The sequence below is a fragment of the Streptomyces zinciresistens K42 genome (genome assembly GCF_000225525.1).
Taxonomy (GTDB): Bacteria; Actinomycetota; Actinomycetes; order Streptomycetales; family Streptomycetaceae; genus Streptomyces; species Streptomyces zinciresistens.
This window is the reverse complement of the sequence record NZ_AGBF01000064.1, coordinates 1-18,943: the sequence shown is the minus strand read 5'-3', so window position 1 is coordinate 18,943 and position 18,943 is coordinate 1. Positions and strand designations below refer to the sequence as shown.

General features: G+C 69.0%; 21 protein-coding genes, 1 tRNA gene, 1 other RNA gene and 1 CRISPR repeat array (1 of these 24 cut by a window edge). Of the genes, 19 read left to right on the top strand and 4 right to left on the bottom strand.

What is annotated here, in order from left to right; translation table 11 throughout:
- A CRISPR array of direct repeats spans positions 1-53; the repeat unit is 29 nt (it extends 220 nt beyond the left edge of the window).
- Positions 54-71: 18 nt separating this feature from the next.
- The gene (locus tag SZN_RS18920) at positions 72-494 is read right to left on the bottom strand and encodes a PIN domain nuclease (protein WP_007497412.1); all 423 of its coding nucleotides are present in this window, start codon (positions 492-494) and stop codon (positions 72-74) included.
- Positions 491-706, bottom strand: a complete 216-nt coding sequence (locus SZN_RS18915) for a type II toxin-antitoxin system VapB family antitoxin (RefSeq protein ID WP_007497410.1) — start codon at positions 704-706, stop codon at positions 491-493. The genes SZN_RS18920 and SZN_RS18915 overlap by 4 nt, the downstream gene beginning before the upstream one ends.
- Before the next feature lie 896 nt (positions 707-1,602).
- Here SZN_RS18915 and SZN_RS18910 point away from each other — a divergent pair.
- The 3 genes from SZN_RS18910 (at position 1,603) to SZN_RS18900 (ending at position 3,699) form a co-directional block, all read left to right on the top strand.
- Positions 1,603-2,142, top strand: a complete 540-nt coding sequence (locus tag SZN_RS18910) for a hypothetical protein (protein WP_007497407.1) — start codon at positions 1,603-1,605, stop codon at positions 2,140-2,142.
- Positions 2,143-2,347: 205 nt separating this feature from the next.
- Positions 2,348-2,800, top strand: a complete 453-nt coding sequence (locus SZN_RS18905) for a GntR family transcriptional regulator (RefSeq protein ID WP_007497405.1) — start codon at positions 2,348-2,350, stop codon at positions 2,798-2,800.
- Positions 2,797-3,699: a phosphotransferase enzyme family protein gene (locus SZN_RS18900; RefSeq protein ID WP_007497403.1), complete on the top strand. Its 903-nt coding sequence runs from the start codon at positions 2,797-2,799 to the stop codon at positions 3,697-3,699. The genes SZN_RS18905 and SZN_RS18900 overlap by 4 nt, the downstream gene beginning before the upstream one ends.
- A gap of 5 nt (positions 3,700-3,704) precedes the next feature.
- On the opposite strand, the gene SZN_RS18895 is transcribed toward SZN_RS18900, so the two are convergent.
- Entirely contained in the window at positions 3,705-5,075 is a 1,371-nt protein-coding gene (locus SZN_RS18895; RefSeq protein ID WP_043731705.1) for an NsdA family TPR-like regulatory protein, read from the bottom strand.
- 727 nt (positions 5,076-5,802) lie between these two features.
- Here SZN_RS18895 and SZN_RS18890 point away from each other — a divergent pair.
- From SZN_RS18890 to SZN_RS18820, 14 genes are all read left to right on the top strand, one after another.
- Positions 5,803-6,093, top strand: a complete 291-nt coding sequence (locus tag SZN_RS18890) for a hypothetical protein (RefSeq protein WP_007497399.1) — start codon at positions 5,803-5,805, stop codon at positions 6,091-6,093.
- Positions 6,090-7,208 (top strand): hypothetical protein, encoded by a 1,119-nt coding sequence (locus tag SZN_RS18885; protein WP_007497397.1) that lies wholly within the window; start codon positions 6,090-6,092, stop codon positions 7,206-7,208. The genes SZN_RS18890 and SZN_RS18885 overlap by 4 nt, the downstream gene beginning before the upstream one ends.
- Before the next feature lie 110 nt (positions 7,209-7,318).
- Positions 7,319-7,639, top strand: a complete 321-nt coding sequence (locus tag SZN_RS18880) for an RRQRL motif-containing zinc-binding protein (RefSeq protein ID WP_043731718.1) — start codon at positions 7,319-7,321, stop codon at positions 7,637-7,639.
- A 156-nt stretch (positions 7,640-7,795) separates the two neighbouring features.
- Positions 7,796-10,024, top strand: a complete 2,229-nt coding sequence (locus SZN_RS18875; RefSeq protein ID WP_007497393.1) for a hypothetical protein — start codon at positions 7,796-7,798, stop codon at positions 10,022-10,024.
- Positions 10,025-10,165: 141 nt separating this feature from the next.
- Positions 10,166-10,417 carry a hypothetical protein gene (locus SZN_RS18870; RefSeq protein ID WP_043731702.1) on the top strand — a complete coding sequence of 84 codons (252 nt, stop codon included), beginning with the start codon at positions 10,166-10,168 and terminating at the stop codon, positions 10,415-10,417.
- 19 nt (positions 10,418-10,436) lie between these two features.
- On the top strand, positions 10,437-10,631 hold the full coding sequence (locus SZN_RS18865; RefSeq protein WP_007497389.1) for a hypothetical protein: 195 nt from the start codon (positions 10,437-10,439) through the stop codon (positions 10,629-10,631).
- 21 nt (positions 10,632-10,652) lie between these two features.
- The gene (locus SZN_RS18860) at positions 10,653-11,120 is read left to right on the top strand and encodes a hypothetical protein (RefSeq protein ID WP_007497387.1); all 468 of its coding nucleotides are present in this window, start codon (positions 10,653-10,655) and stop codon (positions 11,118-11,120) included.
- Between the two features lie 19 nt (positions 11,121-11,139).
- Entirely contained in the window at positions 11,140-11,427 is a 288-nt protein-coding gene (locus SZN_RS18855) for a hypothetical protein (RefSeq protein ID WP_007497385.1), read from the top strand.
- Positions 11,428-11,437: 10 nt separating this feature from the next.
- Positions 11,438-11,668, top strand: a complete 231-nt coding sequence (locus SZN_RS18850) for a hypothetical protein (RefSeq protein ID WP_007497383.1) — start codon at positions 11,438-11,440, stop codon at positions 11,666-11,668.
- Between the two features lie 200 nt (positions 11,669-11,868).
- Positions 11,869-12,516, top strand: coding sequence for a hypothetical protein (locus tag SZN_RS18845; RefSeq protein ID WP_007497381.1), 648 nt, complete (start codon positions 11,869-11,871; stop codon positions 12,514-12,516).
- A complete protein-coding gene (locus SZN_RS18840) occupies positions 12,513-13,391 on the top strand; it encodes a bifunctional DNA primase/polymerase (protein WP_007497379.1) in 879 nt (292 codons plus the stop codon). The genes SZN_RS18845 and SZN_RS18840 overlap by 4 nt, the downstream gene beginning before the upstream one ends.
- A gap of 316 nt (positions 13,392-13,707) precedes the next feature.
- Positions 13,708-15,267, top strand: a complete 1,560-nt coding sequence (locus SZN_RS18830) for a YfjI family protein (RefSeq protein WP_244313389.1) — start codon at positions 13,708-13,710, stop codon at positions 15,265-15,267.
- Between the two features lie 304 nt (positions 15,268-15,571).
- Positions 15,572-15,796: a helix-turn-helix domain-containing protein gene (locus tag SZN_RS18825; protein WP_043731700.1), complete on the top strand. Its 225-nt coding sequence runs from the start codon at positions 15,572-15,574 to the stop codon at positions 15,794-15,796.
- Positions 15,797-15,879: 83 nt separating this feature from the next.
- Complete coding sequence (locus SZN_RS18820) at positions 15,880-17,166, top strand: tyrosine-type recombinase/integrase (RefSeq protein WP_043731699.1); 1,287 nt, start codon at positions 15,880-15,882, stop codon at positions 17,164-17,166.
- 63 nt (positions 17,167-17,229) lie between these two features.
- On the opposite strand, the gene SZN_RS18815 is transcribed toward SZN_RS18820, so the two are convergent.
- Positions 17,230-17,317: transfer RNA gene (locus SZN_RS18815), tRNA-Ser, on the bottom strand.
- Positions 17,318-17,389: 72 nt separating this feature from the next.
- Between SZN_RS18815 and ffs the strand changes: the two genes are divergently transcribed.
- Positions 17,390-17,488: signal recognition particle sRNA small type (gene ffs / locus SZN_RS37920), an RNA gene on the top strand.
- Between the two features lie 58 nt (positions 17,489-17,546).
- Positions 17,547-18,943, top strand: a 1,397-nt coding sequence (locus tag SZN_RS18810; protein WP_007497371.1) for a DNA polymerase III subunit gamma and tau, incomplete at its 3' end; no start/stop codon positions are given.

Sequence of the window (18,943 nt, the reverse complement as noted above, 5' to 3'; positions counted from 1 at the left end):
CCCAGTGCAAATGATCACGGCCAGCTGCTCCCCGCGCTCGCGAGGATGGACCCGCGCCGATCGGAGTGGATTCACTTTCCGGACACCGGGCCGTACCACTGCATGGCTTGGCCGGTGATCGCGGCGATACATTCGAAGTCGTGGTCGCGGTGCAGGAGGGTCAGCCCCTGGAGTTCCGCTGTGGCGGCGACGACGAGGTCGACAGCTCCCGCGCTGCGGTGCTGACCGCGTTGGGTCAGCAGCTCCTGAACCCGCCAGGCGCGGTCGTACGCGCGGTCGTCGACGGGCACCCAGCCGAACAGCAGGCGCATGTCCTCGATGCCGCGCGCACGGTCCGCAGCGGATCGGGCGCTGTAGAAGAACTCCAGCTCGGTGACAGGGCAGGTCGCGATGAGCCCTGCTGCGGCGGCCTGATCCCATCCGTACTGTTCGGCGTCGTCGCGGAAGAATCGGGCGAGCGCACTGGTGTCGATCAGGAACTGTGCCGCGCTCACCGCCGATAGTCCCTTTTCTCCTCGAAAACATTCAGATCGAACGCGCCCTCGCCCGCCGCGGCCCGCAGCCGAGTGAGAGCGAGAGCCCGTCGCCGGTTGTCGAGCACCTCACGCAGAGCGGTGTTGACCGTCTCCTTCTTGGTGCTGGTCCCCAGCGCCTGAGCCACGCTGGCCAGCAGTTCGTCGTCGAGATCGATCACGGTGCGGCTCATCAATGGCCTCCTGATATATCAACTATGGCATTGAATGTATCGCAGGAGTGACGTGATCGTGATGTACTTGGATACCGTGACGGGTGACGGTGAGGCGGTTGCGCCAGGCTCTGAGGTGTGTGGGGGAGTCGGTCATTTCGGCGAGGGCCGCTTTCAGGGCCGTGCGGGTGGCGCTCGTCACCCCCGGGTCGGGGGCGTACGGCGGTTCGGCGACGGTGATGCCCCTGGGGCCGCCGTGGCGCCAGGCGCGGGTGAGGCGCGCGAAGGCAGTGGGGTTGGTACCGGTGTTCTGGATCAGGTGGTGGAAACACGCGGGTCCGGGGTTGCGCGGGGATCATCTCCGCAGTGCGTGCAGCAGGCGTCGGATCGGCGGTGACCGTGACGACTGCAACCCTCAACGTCGAAGGCCCCCACCGCAAGCGGTGGGGGCCTTCGACGTATTGCCCGGTGAGAGCAATGGCGGAGGATACGAGATTCGAACTCGTGAGGGGTTGCCCCCAACACGCTTTCCAACTGTCCGCATGGCCGTACGGGGGCGTCCGTGGGGGTTCGCGTAGCAGGTCAGAGGGGGTTCGCGTACGGCGGCGGACAGGGGCGGCCGTTGATGCACTGGACAAAGACCAGGACAACGAGCAGCTCGGAGAGAGCCACTTTGGCTACGGCTACTCGATCAAATCTGTGGTTCTGGGACTGCGGAAGCGCGCCCCGCGCGATGATAAGCGCATGACTGGGTGCAGTTCAGGCAAAAGTCCAGGTCATACACGGTGATTCCGGCTGGTTCTGAACCACCCGGAGCCAGGTGGTTCTGCCTTTCGGTTCCTCCGGAGGGGCGGTGCTGTCTGAACCGTTCCCGACAGCACCGAAGCGGGCCTGACGAGAAGTGAAGGAGCTAGATCATGTATGACTGCGAGGGATGCGGACGATCCCGGCAGGGACTGTACTTCGGCTCCGGGATCGGCGAAGCGCAATGGTGGTGTTGGAGCTGCCAAAGCGCTGACCAGAAGGAACTGATCAGCTCTCTGGATGATCGCGCCCGGGGCGTGCTCGACCGCGACGCCGACGGCGTGCACTGGCCCTACGGCCCGAACATCTACGTCCAGATGCGCGCGGACCTGCTGGACTGGGCGGAACGGTACGACCTCAAGATCGGCAACACGGGGTGTCAGTCCGGGCTTCACTGGCTCGACAAGGGCCGCTGCGCCAAGAGGGAATGCCACGGCAAGCCGGGGTTCTACGACCACACGACCACGTGGCTTTCCCGGACCACCGGCAGGCCCGCCCTGGTCTTCAACCAGCCGTATGGGCAAGTGGACCCGGCCGAGGTTCGGGAGTCCATCAGCGAGTACCCGTCTCTCACAGCCGAGGTTGGGCCGGAGAGTTGGTACGGCGCGGGCACGACCGGTGTCTACATCTGGAATGACGGCAACCGCCCCTAGGCTTTCGGGCGCCACGAAGTCCGCGCATCGAAGGGCCCCACCTCGCGGTGGGGCCCTTCTTCATCGTGCCCGGGGAGGCACTGGCGGAGAGTACGAGACCGGAATAGGGGAGGCGAGGCCATCGGTCAGTCGCGGGGCACGTGGCAAAGTTGAATCCGCTAGGCGCCCACCGGGACGCCGGCGAGGCAGAGGAAGGGGAGGCCACGTGCCGCAGGGCAGTCCGCGAGGTACGTACCTTGAGGTCTCGGAACGGCTCCGCGAGAAGATCAGGAAGGGAAAGATCACTGAGGCTTTGCCGTCTCAGGCGGCACTCGTGAGTGAGTACAGCGTGAGCCGCAGCACCATCGAGCGGGCCCTTGCCGCGCTCAGGGCTGAGGGTGTCATCGAGTCGGTGCAGGGTGCCGGGTGGTTCGTGGTGGGGACTGGCGACCGCCGGCCGTTGGTCGAGAAGGTGACCGACCTGTTGCGCGCCGACGGGGTCAGGGTCGGCGACCGCTTCCCGACGGAGAAGGAACTGTGCGAGCGGTTCGGTGCGTCACGGACTGCCGTCCGTTCCGCCATCGCGCTGATGGAGGGTCAAGGGCTCATCGGCAAAGGTGCCGCGCGAGGGCGGGAAGTACGTGCGTTGCCGGTCGAACGGGGGACTCAGACGGCATGACGACGACCGAACGAACTGAGTTTGACGCTGACGCGGCGGGCGCCATCTTGCGCAAGGCATGCGAGGTCGCGGACCTGGACCCGGACGGAATCGAGATGCTGCGGTTCGGCGACCATGCGGTTTTCCGTGTGGACGGCGGCCGTATCGTCTCCCGGGTCGGCCGCAGTCCCGATCGGCTTCCCTCTGTACGGAGGGAAGTGGCTGTTGCGGAATGGCTCGCGTCCGAGGGATATCCGGCGGCTCGACTCGTCACGGCGGCCGAACAGCCGGTTGTCATTCAGGGCCACCCGGTGACGTTCTGGGAAGGTCTCTCCGACGGAGATTCATACGCGAGTACGAGAGAAATGGGTGCACTGCTGCGGCGGCTCCACGATTTGGAGCCGCCGCCCTTTTCGCTCCCGTCACTTGAGCCTTTCGACAGAGTTGCGCAGCGTTTGAAACGTGCCGTCATTCCGGACGCTACCCGCGCTTTTCTCCAGTCCATGGCCGAAGATTTGGCGGCTGAGTACGGCCGTCTCCGATTCGAGCTTCCGGCGGGTCATCTGCACGGGGACTTCAACGTGGGGAACGTCCTGCATGACGCGGCCGGTCTTCCGACGGTCATCGACTTGGACGGTTTCGTTACGGGCCCCCGGGAGTGGGATCTCATGCAGACTGCCATGTACTACGACAGCTTTGGTTGGCACACAGAAGCCGAGTACGCCGATTTCGTCGCTGGGTATGGGTTCGACGTGCGGGAATGGTCCGGTTACACAGTTCTGCGGAGCATCCGAGAACTCCTCATGGTCACATGGCTTTCTCAGAATGTCAGCACCAATCCACGCGCTGCTGAGGAAGTTGAGAAGCGGGTGCAAAGCCTACGCTCGGGTGGGTCTCGTCGGGACTGGGCGCCGTTCTAGAAACGTCATGCCTGTTGCCAGAGGCGGAAGCCACGGGCCTGTTCCTCGAATGTGTGGAAATCCGTGGCCCGCCTCATCCCACCCGTGACGCGTCCCTGGAATTCCCGCACGTACTGAATGCAGCGCGCAGACTTCAACCCCTCGCCGAGTTGCAGCGCGCTCAGCGCGATATCGAATCCACAGCCGATCTCCCCTTGATTGATGTATGTCTCAGCCTGAACCATCGTCGCGAAGAAGTCGCTTCGGTTGTTCAGGCCGTCGCCGAAGATGGAGACCCCACCTCGCTGCGCAGCTTCGACGGAACGCCCCAGGTCGCGAAAGCAGTGGCCTATCTCGGCGGCAAGCTCCACTTCATCGAAGTACGCAATGTACGGCGGGTCGCTGCCGGCCGTCCGCTGGTTGAGCTTGCTTTCCGCCTCCGCAAGGGCGAGGTCACAGCCACGCTCATCCCCGAGTCGGGCCAGTGCCCGTGCCTCCATCGCGCGGAACTGCGCGGCCATCGTCGGCCCCAGTGCAGGACCGGGACCGGTGTATGCGGCTCGGGCGAGCGTCGCAGCGTCCTGGTACCGCCCCAGGAACGTGGCCTGATGGCTCATGGCGGACAAGATGCTTCCGCCGAGAAGCCTGTCACCGGCCGCTTGCGTCATGCGTAGTGCCTGGATGAGGTACCTCTGAGCGATGCCGTGAAGGCCGCTGTCGTACGACATCCAACCGGCGAGTAGGAGCGCTTCCGCCACGGCTGAGTGCAGTTGCCTGCCTACGTCGTCGGAGTACTTCCCATCGAGCATCGGCCGGACATCCGTGTGCAGGTACTGAATCAGCGCCCGCCGGGCATGGCCACCGCCGAACTTGCCGTCGAGCATGCTGAACGCGTCGGCTGTCGAGCGCACCATGTCCACGTCCACCGCGCCAACCGCCCGGTTGCCCGTCCGCGTCAGCTCTCCGTCCGGAGGGGCCACGATCCAGCGGAGGGACGCGGTGTTCCAAGCCGCAGAATCCGGCAGGGCCCGAACCAGCGTCTCAGCGTCGGCAAGGTCGGCACGCCAGAGGTCGGCCACGGTCTTGGCCGTGCTCTCCGGCCTGTCCGCGAAGTCAAGCCCCAACTCAGGCTGCACGGCGGACACTGCCGCGTCGCCCATCCCGATGTCATCGATCGTGAGGCGACGCCCCACCTTGCGCCCGATCGCGTCGGCAATGAACTGCGGCATGTGGCCGCGCGGGATGGAGCCCTTGAGCCACCTGGTCACGTACGTGTGGTCACAGGTGACGTCTTCGCCTGACTGAGCGGCGGCGGTGACCACCGCGCGAGCAAGGGACTTGTGGGAGAAGTCGGCTTCCTGCATGAGCGCGGCCAGTCCGGCGTTCCGGTCTGCCATCGAACCCCCAGAGAGCGGCCGTAGTACCAGCTTGACTCATCGTCACTCTACGCAGGTCAGGGCCACGATGCAGAGGGTTTGCACGTCGGAGTGCACGAGTGCACCCCCAAGTGCACGCTCCCGAAGTCCGCGCCATCTGGCGACAGTTGAACCACCACCGCACGAGAAGGCCGGCGGGTCCGAGTCGAAAACCACGGGTTGACGGCGCGGAATCCATCTGCCAACGTGAGTGGTAGGTAATACATGCCACGCAGTGATGTGGGGTGTGTACGCCGTCCGTGCAGCGCCCGGAGGGCCCTCGAAAGGGGTTCAAAGGAAGCGCCGGTTCCTTGAGAACTCAACAGAGTGTTGTGAGCTTGACGGGGCTTGACCCCGTCCCCCGTGACGGCCGGGTGATGACCGTCGGCGACCGCTTCCGGTGTCCCGTTGGGGCTCTGGTCGGTGGTCGTTCTGCTGGCACAGAGCAGTGCGAACAGGGTGCCCCGACAGTTCGAGGGTCGGGACCGGGCGGCCGTGGCGACGGCATCCGGTGAAGTCCTCGAAGTCACTTCGACAGCCCCGGCAACCAGCCGCGAGGGCGCGGAATCAGATTCCGCCCGGGGCACTGGCCCGCCGCTTTCCTGCGGTGTTGGCCCTGATTGCCGGTGCGGCGCGCTCCCGGACAAGGACAACGCGCCGCTTCCGGTCTCCCTACCCCGACGCATCAGAGGAGAGATCCACCATGCGTATGCGCATGTTCGTCGCCGGTCAGGAAGCACACGGCGACTTGGAGTTCGCGGAACTGGCGCTCGGTATCGACATCGACCTGTTCCGGGGCCCGCTGGAGTCCGAGACGGCCGGCGAGCGGGCGGCCCGTGAGGACGCGGCCCGTGACGTCCTTGCCGACCTGCGGGCGGAGGCGGAGGCCGGTGACGAGATCGCCGGTTGGGACGCCCTGTACGCCGACGCGCTGACCCGCACGGTGCCGTTCCTGCGCTCCGTTCGCGTCCACCTGGCGAGGACGGGGGAAGCGGCATGAACGAGACCCGCAAGCCGCTGACCAGGGTTCAGATCGGTGTGCTGACGGCCGCGTTCGTGCCCATGCTCGCCACGGGCGTGGTCGGCGGTATCGGCACCTACAGCAACATCGGCCACGCCTACGGCACGGGGACCGCGCTCGGTGCGCTCGGTGCCGGTGAGGGCGCGACGGCCGTGCTCGCCCTGGTCCTGCTGGGTCTGACCATGCTGGGACAGTCCTCGCCGCGCGTCGTACGGGCCGGGCTGTGGGCTCTGCCGGCCGCCGCCGCCGTCATGGGCGCCATGGCCGCGCCGGACCCGGGCCGTACCGTCGTCTACGCGCTGACCCCGATGGGCATGTCCGTCTCGGCTGAGGGCATGGCGTTCCTCGCCCGCCGGATCGTGGTGCACACCGACGGCCGCGACGCGGAACACGAACAGCGAACCGCCGACATCGTGCAGGCGCTCGCCTACCACCGGGCCCGTGCCGCCCACCACCCGGTGAGCCGGGTGCGGAAGCGGTCCGATCGGGCGTCGTGGCGCCTCGCCCGTAAGGTCGGGGTCGGGGACGCGGCGCTCGGATCGAGGCTGTTGGACGTCCAGCGCACCCGGATCACCGACGGCGCGGACGCGGCCCTCTCCTCGATGTTCGGCACGGCGGTCCTCGATTCCTCTCCGGTCGCAAATGCGGAGGAATCGTCTGGAAGTAGTCGAGAACGGTCTACCTCTGACCTGCCGGTATCGACCCCGGCCACGGTCGTGCTGACGCGGCTTCCGGTGCCCGACTCGGCGCCGGTCGATCTCGGCAAGTCGGGCACCGGTATGAAGCCGATGCCCGCCGTCGCCCCGGTCGTGAAGCCGGTCCCGATCGCCCTGGTGCCCGCCCGTTCGGTCCCGGCCGCGCCGACCGCCCCGCGTCGGGCGACGGGCCGTGTCCCGGTCGCCGCCAAGTCGACCCGCACCCGCCGCACTCCCGATCAGCTCATGGCGGAAGCGCGGAAGGCGACGGCCGGGCTGACGGACGCTGAGGTGACGGGGGAGGGCATCCGCCGGGCCCTGCGCACCTCGCCCGCCAACGCCCGCATGCTGCGTGACGCCCTGCTCGCCGAACGCGCCACCACGGCGGTGGCGCCGTGAGCACCCTTGCGGCGCTCTTACCGGCTGTGCCGCCCGTCATCGGGTGGGCGGTGCACGCCCGGTGGCTGCACGGACGGCTGACCACCGCCCGCCGTGACCCGCTCACCGGGTTGTGGACGCGGGACGCGTTCACCCGGCGGGCCCGCCGCGTGCTGCGCGCCCGCGACCTGCGCCCCGGCGGTCAGGACGTCGCCGCCCAGCTCGAACGCCCCCGCCGCCGGGGCCGCCCGCCGCTGGTCGCCTACCTGTACCGCGTCGACCTCGCCCAACCGGTCCGGCCGATGACGCCGGGCCGGTGGCGGGCCCACCACGCGATGATGCGCGCCCGCCGCACCTGCCCCGAGTGCCGACGGGATGCCGGATACGTCATCCCACCCACCCTCGGCATGTGCGTGACCTGCGCCTATCCCGAAGAACAGTGCGCCGCCTAGCACGTTGTGCGCCTCAAGCCCATGTAGATCCGCCATGTCACTTGTGCATGGGATCAGCCGCTCGGACGCTCCACCATTCCTGTGCAGAGGGCCCGGCCGTCCGCCTCCTACAGCAAGCCGGCCGGGCCCGTCGACTCCCGAAGGAGTACGTACATCGTGACCGAGACCACCACCTTCACGCCCGCCGGGGACCCGGAGGGCACCGAACAGCCGACGGCCGCCATCGTGCCGTTCCCGCTGAAGAAGAAGACCGACCCCGACCCGGCCGCCCCGGGCGAGGGTGTGGTCAAGCCGGGGGAGTGGGAGGCCGAACTCCCCGACACCGACGACCCGGAGGCCGACGGCCTGAACGAGGGGGCCCCGGTCGACCCGCCGCGCGAGGTCTACCCGCCCTCGGTCGCGGAATGGATGGAGGCCAAGGACAAGGCCCGTATGCCGGTGCTGCCGGACTGGGTGAAGCTGCCTGACCAGCGCACCGCGGTGCGCAAGTGGGCCGTCCGGCACTACTCCGCCGTGGCCGGCTACCACGCCGTGCGCCTGCCGCTCGTGTACACGCCGAAGATCTGCGTGTACTCGCCGCGCGGCGCGTGGCGGTGGTCGACGGCCATCGGCCGGTGGGTGTTCGACGCGGAGGGCAAGACGCTGAGGCTCGCCTCCGTGGCGAACGAGGACGCGGCGGAGTACTTGAAGCTGTCCCGGCAGCGCAACGACCGCGTGAGGCTGCGGGGGATCGTGGCGGCGATCGCCGGTTTCGTCGGCCTGGCCGCCGCGCTGACCCTGTACGTCATGGCGCCGTCGTGGCTGCTCATGCTGGCCATGGCCGCCCTGACCACCACCCTCGGTGTGGCCGGTGCGCCGGCGGACCGGCCGCTGATCGACATGGCCAAGGTGACGTTCCGCAAGCGCAAGCTGTCCTCCGACATCGTCATCCGCGCACACGACGCATCCGGGCTGACCACCAAGGATCAGACGATCGCCTTCCCCCGCCCGATCGGCCGGGACGGCGACGGGTGGCGCGTGGTGGTCGACCTGCCGTACGGCAAGACGTTCGAGGACGCGATGAAGGCTCACGCCCGTCTCGCCTCCGGTATGGACATCGCCCCCACTCAGCTCTTCCTCGACAAGGACGAGACCAGTGGGCGGCGGGTGTCGTACTGGATCGCCGACCGTGACCCGCTCGCCGTCCCGTCGGGCAAGTCGCCGCTGCTGGGGGCGACGCGGGTGGACTTCTGGAAGCCGTTCCCGTGGGGCGTGGACGAACGCGGCAACCCGGTCATGGGCACCATGCTGTGGCTGTCGCTGCTGGTGGGCGCCGTCCCGCGGCAGGGCAAGACGTTCTCCGCCCGCACGATCGCGCTCGCCGCCGCGCTGGACCCGTACGTCAGGCTGTACGTGTTCGACGGCAAGGCGTCGCCGGACTGGCGCAAGTTCGCGCTGGTCGCACACCGCATCGGGTTCGGCATCGTGCCCAAGAACGGGTTCGACCCGGTTCAGCACCTGCTCACCTCGCTACGCGAGCTGAAGGCGGACGTCGAAGACCGCTACCACCGGTTGTCCGAACTGCCGCTGCACGTCTGCCCGGAGGGCAAGCTGACCCCGGAGATCAGCCGGGACAAGAAGCTGAACATGCCGCTGACGCTGTTCGTGGTGGATGAGGTTCAGGAGTACCTGACCCACCCCGAACACGGCAAGGAGATCCTGTCCCTGATGGTCTACCTCGCCCGGGTCGCCCCGGCCGTCGGCGTCTCGGTGATGACCGCGACGCAGAAGCCGGACGACAAGGCGTGCCCCTCGGAGCTGCGTGACCAGCATCAGGCCCGGTTCGCCCTGCGGGTCGGCGCCTACCAGGTGTCGGACACCATCCTCGGTGCGGGCTCGTACTCGGAGGGCTTGGACGCGTCCAAGCTGCTGAAGTCCCACAAGGGCGTGGGTCTGCTCAAGGGCATGTCGGACGACTCCGGGATCGTGCGCACCTACCTCGCCGACGGCCGCGACGCCGACCGCATCCTGACCCGCGCCGCCGCGCTGCGCGAGGCCGAAGGGACGCTGTCCGGTGACGCTGTCGGCGAGGTCCCGGCGGCGGAGACGTCCGCGACGATCCTTGACGACGTCGCGGCCGTGCTCGGCAAGGGCGAGGCCAAGGTGTGGTCCGAAACGGTCGTTGACCGGCTTGCCGACCTGCGCCCGGACGTCTACGGGCCGTGGGCGGAGTTGGAGGCCAAGCCCAAGGCGGAAGCGCTCACCGCCGCGCTCAAGCCACACGGCATCGGCACCGTGCAGATCAGCCGGCGCATCGACGGCGAACAGGTCAACAAGCGCGGCATCAAGCGCGACGACATCGCCACCGCGATTACGGAGCGCAACCAGAAGCGCGACGCCGGATAGGGCTCGGAGGGTGCTACCGGTAGCGGCGGACGTCGCTACCGGTAGCGACCCTGCTAGCGACCCAAACCGCCTCTGATCAGGTCGCTAGCACGTAGCGGCCGACCTGCGGAAACGCCCTTCAACCCCTCTGAGAGGCCCCTGATGAGCCTTGCGGCGCTCGCTACCGCGTTCCTCCTGTTCGTCACTCTTGGTTATGTCGTTAAGTGCTGGCTGAGCCCGTTCGGGGACTGCCGCAAGTGCGACGGCATGGGTCACGCCTTCAAGACCGACCGCAAGGGCAAGACCCGGCGCGGCAAGGACTGCCGACGCTGCGACGCCACCGGCAAGCGCATACGCGTCGGCCGCTGGATCTACAACCGCGCCGCGCGCACCTACCGCGCCGGCACCCGCTGAGACCCGCCATGGAGGCTCTGTGACCCTCACCATCCCGCTCGTTCTGTTGCTCGCCGTCGTCGTCGTGCTGTTGCTGCGGTTCAAGGCCGTGGGCGCTGGTGCGGCCGTGGCCGTCGCGCTCTTCGGCTTCTACCTCGCCCACACCGGCGCGGCCGACACCGTCAACCAGCTCGTCACCGCCTTCACCGACGCCATGCCCGGCGTCGGCCGCTGACCCGGAAGGGAGACCAGCACCATGAACGAACCCACCGCGTACGGCCGTCCGGCCGGACACGAGACGGCGGCCGTGGAAGTCCACACCCCCACGCCCCTCGCCCCCGCGCACACCGCCCCGCTCATGCCCGTGCAGCCGGGCACCATCCCGGCCGTGGCGAGCGTCGTCCTGCCCGACGGCCGCGTCGTCACCGGCTACGCCATCGAGCCCGCCAAGCCCGAACCGGTCGCCGTCAAGCCGGCCGTCTCGCGAGCGGCGGTGAACATCGCGCTCGGGGGCGTGGGGTTCCTCGCTGTGTGCGGCGGACTGCTCATGCTCACCGCGTTCATCACCGCCCTGACCGCCCTGGTCACCCAGCTCGTCATCCTCGCCGCCGTCATCTTCGGCGGCTGGATCGCCGTGCAGGTGTTCAGCGCGAGCGGCCACCGGGGCGGGACGACGGTCAACATCCGCAAGGCCGTCATCAAGCGGAACAAGTTCTACGGCTGACAGAGGGAGATCAACACCCGTGATCCGACTGCGTATCCAGCGCACCGCGCTGCCCCGCAACGCCCTGATCCTGACCGACACGCCCCGCCCCGACTGCCGTGACTGCGACGGCGTGGGCGGCATCCCGCACGACTACGGCGACCACACCGGCGAGTACGCCGGTACCGAGTGGGAGCCCTGCCCCTGCTGGACGGAGTGGCGCATGGTCCTACTGCCGCTCCCGCGCCGGCCCCGGTGGCTGCGTCGCCGTACCAACGGCCGCGACCCGTGGGGCCCCGGCGGCTACAGCGACGAACCGCCCTTCTGACGGGAGCCCCATGCCCTACCGCGACAACGACCCCATCTCTGAGGGCCCACTCGACAGCGCCCCGTTCGGCTACTCCCCCGAGTCCTCGCAGCGCGAGGCCCTGTTCGCCGAACTCGCGGGCGCGGGCGTCGAACTGGGTGCCTACGACCGGCGGATCGTCGACTGGATCGCCGGATGGGACTACCCCACCGTGGCCACCATCGCGAGCCTGATCCGCCGCGCCGGCCGCGTCCCGCAGTAGCTACGCCCGAGGGCGGCGGCTCCCGGACAAGGACAACCCGCCGCCCTCGGTCTCCGTATCCCGACGTTTCAGAACAGGAGACCTACAGCATGACCCAACTGCGCGTTTTCGGCGAGGGCCCCTCGGTCCCGGCCACCCTTTCGGGGCGAGTGCCCCGGCCGCGTCTGCTGGATCTGTTCTCGTGTGCCGGTGGGGCCGCCATGGGCTACCACCGTGCCGGGTTCGACGTGGACGGCTGCGACATCGCCGACCGCCCGAACTACCCCTTCCCCTACCACCGGGGTAACGCCCTCGCCTACCTCGCCCACTTGATCGCGTCGGGTGAGATCCGCCGGTACGCGTTCGTGCACGCGTCCCCGCCGTGCCAGCACGGATGCGCCTTGACCGTGGGCACCAATGCCTCGCAGGGATGGGGCCGCGCCCACGTCGACCTGGTGGCGCCCGTCCGTGACCTCTTGGACGCGACCGGTCTGCCGTACGTCATCGAGCAACCCAACGGCCGCGCCGAGATCCGCAAGGACCTGACGCTGTGCGGCGAGATGTTCGGTCTCGGAGTCATCCGTCACCGCAACTTCGAGTTGGGCGGATGGACGGCCGCACGGCCGGTGCACGTCCCGCACCGGGGCCGCGTCCGTGGCTACCGTCACGGCCGCTTCTACGACGGCCCGTACGTCGCCGCGTACGGCAACGGAGGCGGCAAGCCGACCGTGGCGGAACTCCAGACGGCCATGGGCATGACGTGGACCGATGTGCGCGAGGAACTCACGGAGGCGATCCCGCCCGCCTACACCGAGTTCATCGGCCGGGCCTACCTCGCCGCCGTGGCGACGTCGGGAGCGGCAGCATGAGCGCGACGCCCGAACCCCTGAATGTCGCCCTCGCCCTCGCGGCGGCCGGCGTCCCGGTCCTGCCCCTGCGGGCGGGCAAAGTCCCGTTCGGCAACTGCCGCACCTGCAAGGGAAACGCGTGCGGCGGACGGCCCAACATGAAGGCGGCGGGCCCCTGCCGGTGCTCCGCGCCGTGCCACGCGTGGGCCGCTGCCACCACCGACCCTCACACCCTTACCTCGCCCCTGTGGGCGCCGGTGTGGCGTGAGGCGGTGGCGGTCGCCTACCACCCCGGCGGGGCCGGGCTGACCGTGGTCGACCTCGACAACGCGGCGGCCGTCGCATGGGCCCGCGAAACCCTGCCCGCCACCCGCACCGTGCCGACGACGCGGGGCGAACACTGGCTCTACCTGGGTGCCATGCCGTCATCGAATGCGGTCCGGCCGGGCATGGACATCAAGTCCCTGACCCAGTACGCCCGTTGGCTGGGACCCGGAACCGGCCGTATGGCCGTTCTCCCGGCGGCCGTGCGCGCCCTGGTGGTGAAGGAAGACACCACCCCCGCCCCGGGGGAGGTGGCCTCTTCCCTTCCCGGCCGTACCCCGTGGGGCCGTTCGGTGGCCACCGGGTGCCGCCACACCGAGCGCTACGTCCGCACCGGCCTGGAACGCGGCCTCACCCTCGTACGGGCCCGCACCGAATCCGGCGCCGGCTCACAGGCGTTCGGCGTCGCCCGGTTCCTCGCCGCTCAGCACACCGGGTGCCCGGGACCGTGTGGACTCGCGGTGATCGGTGAGGAGATCGTGATGGCCGCCGTCTCCGTGGGGGTCCCGGAGGCTTACGCGCGCCGCGCGGTCGCCAACGGCCTTGAGACTGCTGTGGAGCGCGCGGCATGAACAAAGCATCCCGAACCCGTGCGAACGGCCCTCAGGGCGCCGTACAGCGCCCGCCACGGCGGACCGTGGGCGAACCGAAGGGCGTCGCCCGCAAGGGCGTCCTTTCTGCCGTTGGTTCTGACCCGCAGACGGTCACCGTCACCGGTATCACCCCGGGGCTTCAGATCCAGTGCGAGGGCGTACCGGTCGCGGACTGGATCTGTGCCTGCGGGCATCACGAACGCGCCCGGGGCCGTGCGGCCGTCATCCGGCTGACCGCCCGCGTCCGCGTCGGCGTCTGCCCCCACACCACCACCGCCGATGGGAGGGCCGCCTCATGACTCCACAGCCTGTGGACAATGACCTGTGGGCCGGACTGCCCACCCTGGAAGACCCGCACGGCGAGGACGACGCGGCACCGGACGTGTGGGAGGACCCCATTCCCCTCACCGGCCGCCGTGAGCGCCCCAAGTTCCCCGCCCACGTCCTCCCCACCTGGTTGGGGGAGTTCGTGGCCGCCGTCGGGGAAGAGACACAGACCCCCGTCGACCTCGCCGGGTCGGTCGCCCTCGCCGTGCTCGCCACGGCGGCCGGCGGCCGGTCCGTGGTCCACGTACGCGGGAACTGGCGTGAGCCCACCAACCTGTACACCGTCGTGGCGCTCCCGCCCGCCAACCGCAAGTCCGCCGTCTTCGCCCTGCTCACCACCCCCCTGTATGAGGCTGAGAAACGGCTCAAGACAGCCGTGCAGCCGGTGATCGTGGAGGCGGAGCTGACGGCGAGGTTGGCCAAGGAAGCGGCGGACAAGGCCGCTGCCAAGGCCGCGTCCGCCGACGGTGACAAGCGGGACGAGATGGTGGCCACCGCCGTCGGCCTCGCGCAGACGGCCGACACGCTCACCGTCCCGGCCGAACCGGTGCTGCTGGCGGACGACTCGACACCCGAGACGGTCACCTCACTCATGGCCGAACAGGGCGGCCGGCTGTCGGTGATGAGCGCGGAGGGCGGCATCTTCGACATCATCGCCGGCCGCTACTCCGGGGCCCCCAACATGGAAGTCTTCCTCAAGGGGCATGCCGGGGACCGGCTGAGGGTGAACCGGCAGACCCGCCGCGAGTACATCGACGCTCCCGCGCTGACCATCGGCCTTGCCGTACAGCCGGGCGTGCTGAGGGACATCGGGAAGGTGAAGGGGTTCGAGGGCAGGGGGCTGCTGGCCCGATTCCTGTACTCCCTGCCGGTGTCCACGGTCGGTGACCGTGAGATCATCACCGACCCGGTACCGGAGGAGACGGCCGCCACCTACACCGCCCGGGTCATCGACCTCACCCTGTCCCTAGCAGAGTGGACTGACCCGGCCGTCATCCAGCTCAGCCCGGAAGCGGACGCGGCCCTGATCGCCTATCAGAAGGGCATCGAACCGCAGCTCAAGGCACGGGGCGGCAAGTTGGGCCATATCTCCAACTGGGCTGGGAAGCTTGCCGGGGCGACCGCCCGTATGGCCGCGCTGCTGCACCTCGCCGAACACGGCGGCAACGGCTACGCCCACCCGGTCACCGAAGACACCATGCGCGCGGCCATCGAGCTGGGGGAGTACTACACCGCCCACGCCCTCGCCGCGTTCGACGTCATGGGAGCCGACAACACGACCGCGCGCGCTCAAAGCGTCCTGGAAGCGCTGCGCATCCACCGGTGGACCGAGATCAGTAAGCGCGACCTGATGGTCAAGCTCTCCCGCTCGGAGTTCCCCACCGCTGCGGACTTGGACCCGACGCTGACCCTGCTGGAAGACCACGGTTACGTGCGGGCACAACCCGTCGTCCGCACCGGAGGTCGCGGCCGGCCGCCCTCGCCGCGCTACCTGGTACACCCCCGGCTGGCCGACCCGACCACCTGAGCCCGTCCACAGAAACCACAGAATCACAGAAATGCCCGCCGCGCGCCCCTGACCTGTGCAGACAGCCATGTCAGGGGCGCACGGCGCCCTGCCACAGAAACCCGCAGAGAAGCCACAGAAATAAGCCCGACCCGGCCGCGCCGGGCCTGCCCCCTTATTTCTGTGGGACCTTCGGCGATTTCTGTGGCAGCGACCACCACGCAGTATCGCCGCAGGTCAGAGCCGCGATCCCAGGTTTCTGTGTATTTCGTGGTTTCTGTGGCGGCACTCCCCGTGAACCCGTGACCCACCAAGGGAGCGAATCTTGAACGACCACGGAACCCCGGTGCCCACCGACGACGACGCCACGTTGGTTCTCCTCACCGTCGAAGAGGCCGCCCGCCGCCTCCGTATCGGCCGGACCACGTGCTACGGGCTCATCCGTTCCGGAGAGCTTGAGTCCGTACCCGTCGGCCGTCTGCGGCGAGTCCCTGCTGACGCGCCGGCCGCCTACGTGACCCGTCTCCGCACCGCCCAACGCGCCGCTTGACGACGCCCGGGGCGGCGGCTCCCGGACAAGGACAACCCGCCGCCCCGGTCCCCATCCCGACACCAAGAATCAGGAGCCTGCCTGTGGCAGAGAAAAAGAAGAAGGGCACCCGCCGCGCCAACGGTGAATCGGCCATCTACCTGGGGGCGGATGGTCGTTGGCACGCCCGAGTGCCGATGGGCTACAAGGACAACGGGGAGCCCTACCGCCGACACATCACGCGCAAGACGCGCGACGACCTGGTTGAAGAGGTCAAAAAGCTGGAGAAGCAGCGCGACGCGGGTTCGGCACAACAGCCGGGCAAGGCGTGGACGGTTGAGAAGTGGCTTCAGCACTGGGTTGAGAACATCGCCAAGCCGACGGTCAGCGAGAACACCTACGACGGCTACGAGGTCGCCGTTCGCGTGCACCTCGTTCCTGGTGTCGGCAAGCACCGCCTTGACCGCTTGCAGCCCGAGCACCTGGAAAGCCTGTACCGCCGTATGCAGGCGAACGGGGAGCGCAAGGCCGGTACGGCTCACCAGGCGCACCGCACCGCCCGAACCGCGTTGGGGGAGGCGGTACGGCGTGGCTACGCGGCGAAGAATGCCGCCGCGTTGGCGAAGGCGCCACGGATGGAAGAGGACGAATCCGAGGTAGAGCCCTACTCCGTCGAAGAGGTTCAGTGCCTGTTGCTTGAAGCCAACAAGCGCCGGAACAGCGCCCGTTGGATGCTCGCCCTCGCGCTCGGACTCCGGCAAGGCGAGACGCTCGGACTCCGCTGGGCTGACGTCGACCTCGCCAACGAGTACCTGAAACTGCGCCGGAACCGTCTGCGTCCCCGATACCAGCACGGGTGCCCGGAAGCCTCGCCGTGCGGACGGAAGGCGGGGTACTGCCCGGCCAAGGTGCAGACCCGGCGGGAGACCAAGAACACGAAGTCCCGCGCGGGCCGCCGCGCCGTGCCCCTGCCGGGCCCGCTGGTGGCCATGCTCCGTGCACACCGCGAGACGCAGGCGCGGGAGCGCAAGGCGGCCGGCGACCTGTGGGTTGAGTCGGACTACGTGTTCACCAAGCCGCTGGGTGGCCCGCTGAGCCCGAACACGGACTATCACGACTGGAAGAAGCTGTTGGAGGACGCCGGGGTTCGGAACGCGCGGCTGCACGATGCCCGGCACACGGCCGCCACGGTGCTCATGCTGCTTGGCGTCCCGGCCCGGGTCATCGATCAGATCATGGGGTGGGAGCCGGGCACCTCCGCAAGCATGCGGGCGAGGTACCTGCACGTGCCGGACGCCATGCTCAAGGACGTCGCCCGGAAGATCGCCGAAGCCATCTGGGGAACCCCCGAGACACCTGCTGTGGACAAAAACCAGGACAACGGGGTCTGAGGGCAACGTCGAAGGGCCCCACCTTGCGGTGGGGCCCTTCGACGTATTGCCCGGTGAGAGCAATGGCGGAGGATACGAGATTCGAACTCGTGAGGGGTTGCCCCCAACACGCTTTCCAAGCGTGCGCCCTAGGCCTCTAGGCGAATCCTCCGCCAGGAACATTACATGACCCGGAGGAGTGCTCGCGAACTCGTTCCGGGCCGCTGACATCGGGTACTCTCTGGGCAGCCCCTCACGCGGCGCTATCTGACTGAACTCCCCCAGGGCCGGAAGGCAGCAAGGGTAGGTCGGCTCTGGCGGGTGCGTGGGGGGCGCTTGCGTGCCCGGGGGATCTTCCGGGCGGGGGCCCGTTGTCGGTGGGCGCCTATAACCTCGTATGCGTGTCGTCTCTCGCGCTGTACCGCCGCTATCGCCCGGAGTCGTTCGCCGAGGTCATCGGGCAGGAGCATGTGACCGACCCGCTGCAGCAGGCGCTGCGGAACAACCGGGTCAATCACGCGTACCTGTTCAGTGGTCCGCGCGGCTGCGGCAAGACGACCAGCGCGCGCATCCTGGCCCGCTGTCTGAACTGTGAGCAGGGTCCCACCCCCACCCCCTGCGGCACCTGCCAGTCCTGCCAGGACCTCGCGCGCAACGGACCGGGGTCCATCGACGTCATCGAGATCGACGCCGCGTCCCACGGTGGTGTGGACGACGCCCGTGAGCTGCGGGAAAAGGCGTTCTTCGGGCCCGCGGGCAGCCGGTACAAGATCTACATCATCGACGAGGCCCACATGGTCACGTCGGCCGGCTTCAACGCGCTGCTGAAGGTCGTCGAGGAGCCGCCGGAGCACCTCAAGTTCATCTTCGCCACGACCGAGCCCGAGAAGGTCATCGGGACCATCCGCTCGCGCACCCACCACTACCCCTTCCGGCTCGTCCCGCCGGGCACCCTGCGCGACTACCTCGCCGACGTCTGCGGCCGCGAGGAGATCCCCGTCGAGGACGGCGTGCTGCCCCTCGTCGTGCGTGCCGGCCAGGGCTCCGTGCGTGACTCCATGTCCGTCATGGACCAGTTGCTCGCCGGGGCGAAGGAGGAGGGTGTGACGTACGCCATGGCCACCTCCCTGCTCGGGTACACCGACGGCTCGCTCCTGGACTCCGTCGTGGAGTCGTTCGCGACCGGTGACGGCGCCGCCGCCTTCGAGGTCGTGGACTGTGTCATCGAGGGGGGCAACGACCCCCGCCGGTTCGTCGCCGACCTGCTGGAGCGCCTGCGGGACCTGGTGATCCTCGCGGCCGTGCCGGACGCCGCCGAGAAGGGCCTCTTCGACGCGCCCGCCGACGTCCTGGAACGTATGCGCGCCCAGGCCGACGTGTTCGGCGCGGCCGAGCTCAGCCGCGCCGCCGACCTCGTCAACGAGGGGCTGACCGAGATGCGGGGCGCCACCTCGCCCCGGCTCCAGCTCGAACTGATCTGCGCGCGCGTGCTGCTTCCGGCCGCCTACGGGGACGAGCGTTCCGTCATGGCCCGGCTCGACCGGCTGGAGCGGGGCGTCAGCTTCTCCGGGGGCGGCGGAACGCCCGCCATGGGGTACGCGCCCGGCCCGGACGCCCACGCGGCGCCCCCTGCGGCCCACCCGGGGCCCACGGCCGCCCACCACGCCGCACCGGCCGCCCCCGCCGCACAAGCCACACACGCACCCCACGCCCCCTACACTCCCCAGCCCCCTCACGCCCCCCACGCCGCACCGGTCCCGCCCGGCGGCGGTCCCGCCGCGGCCCGTGCCGCCGTACG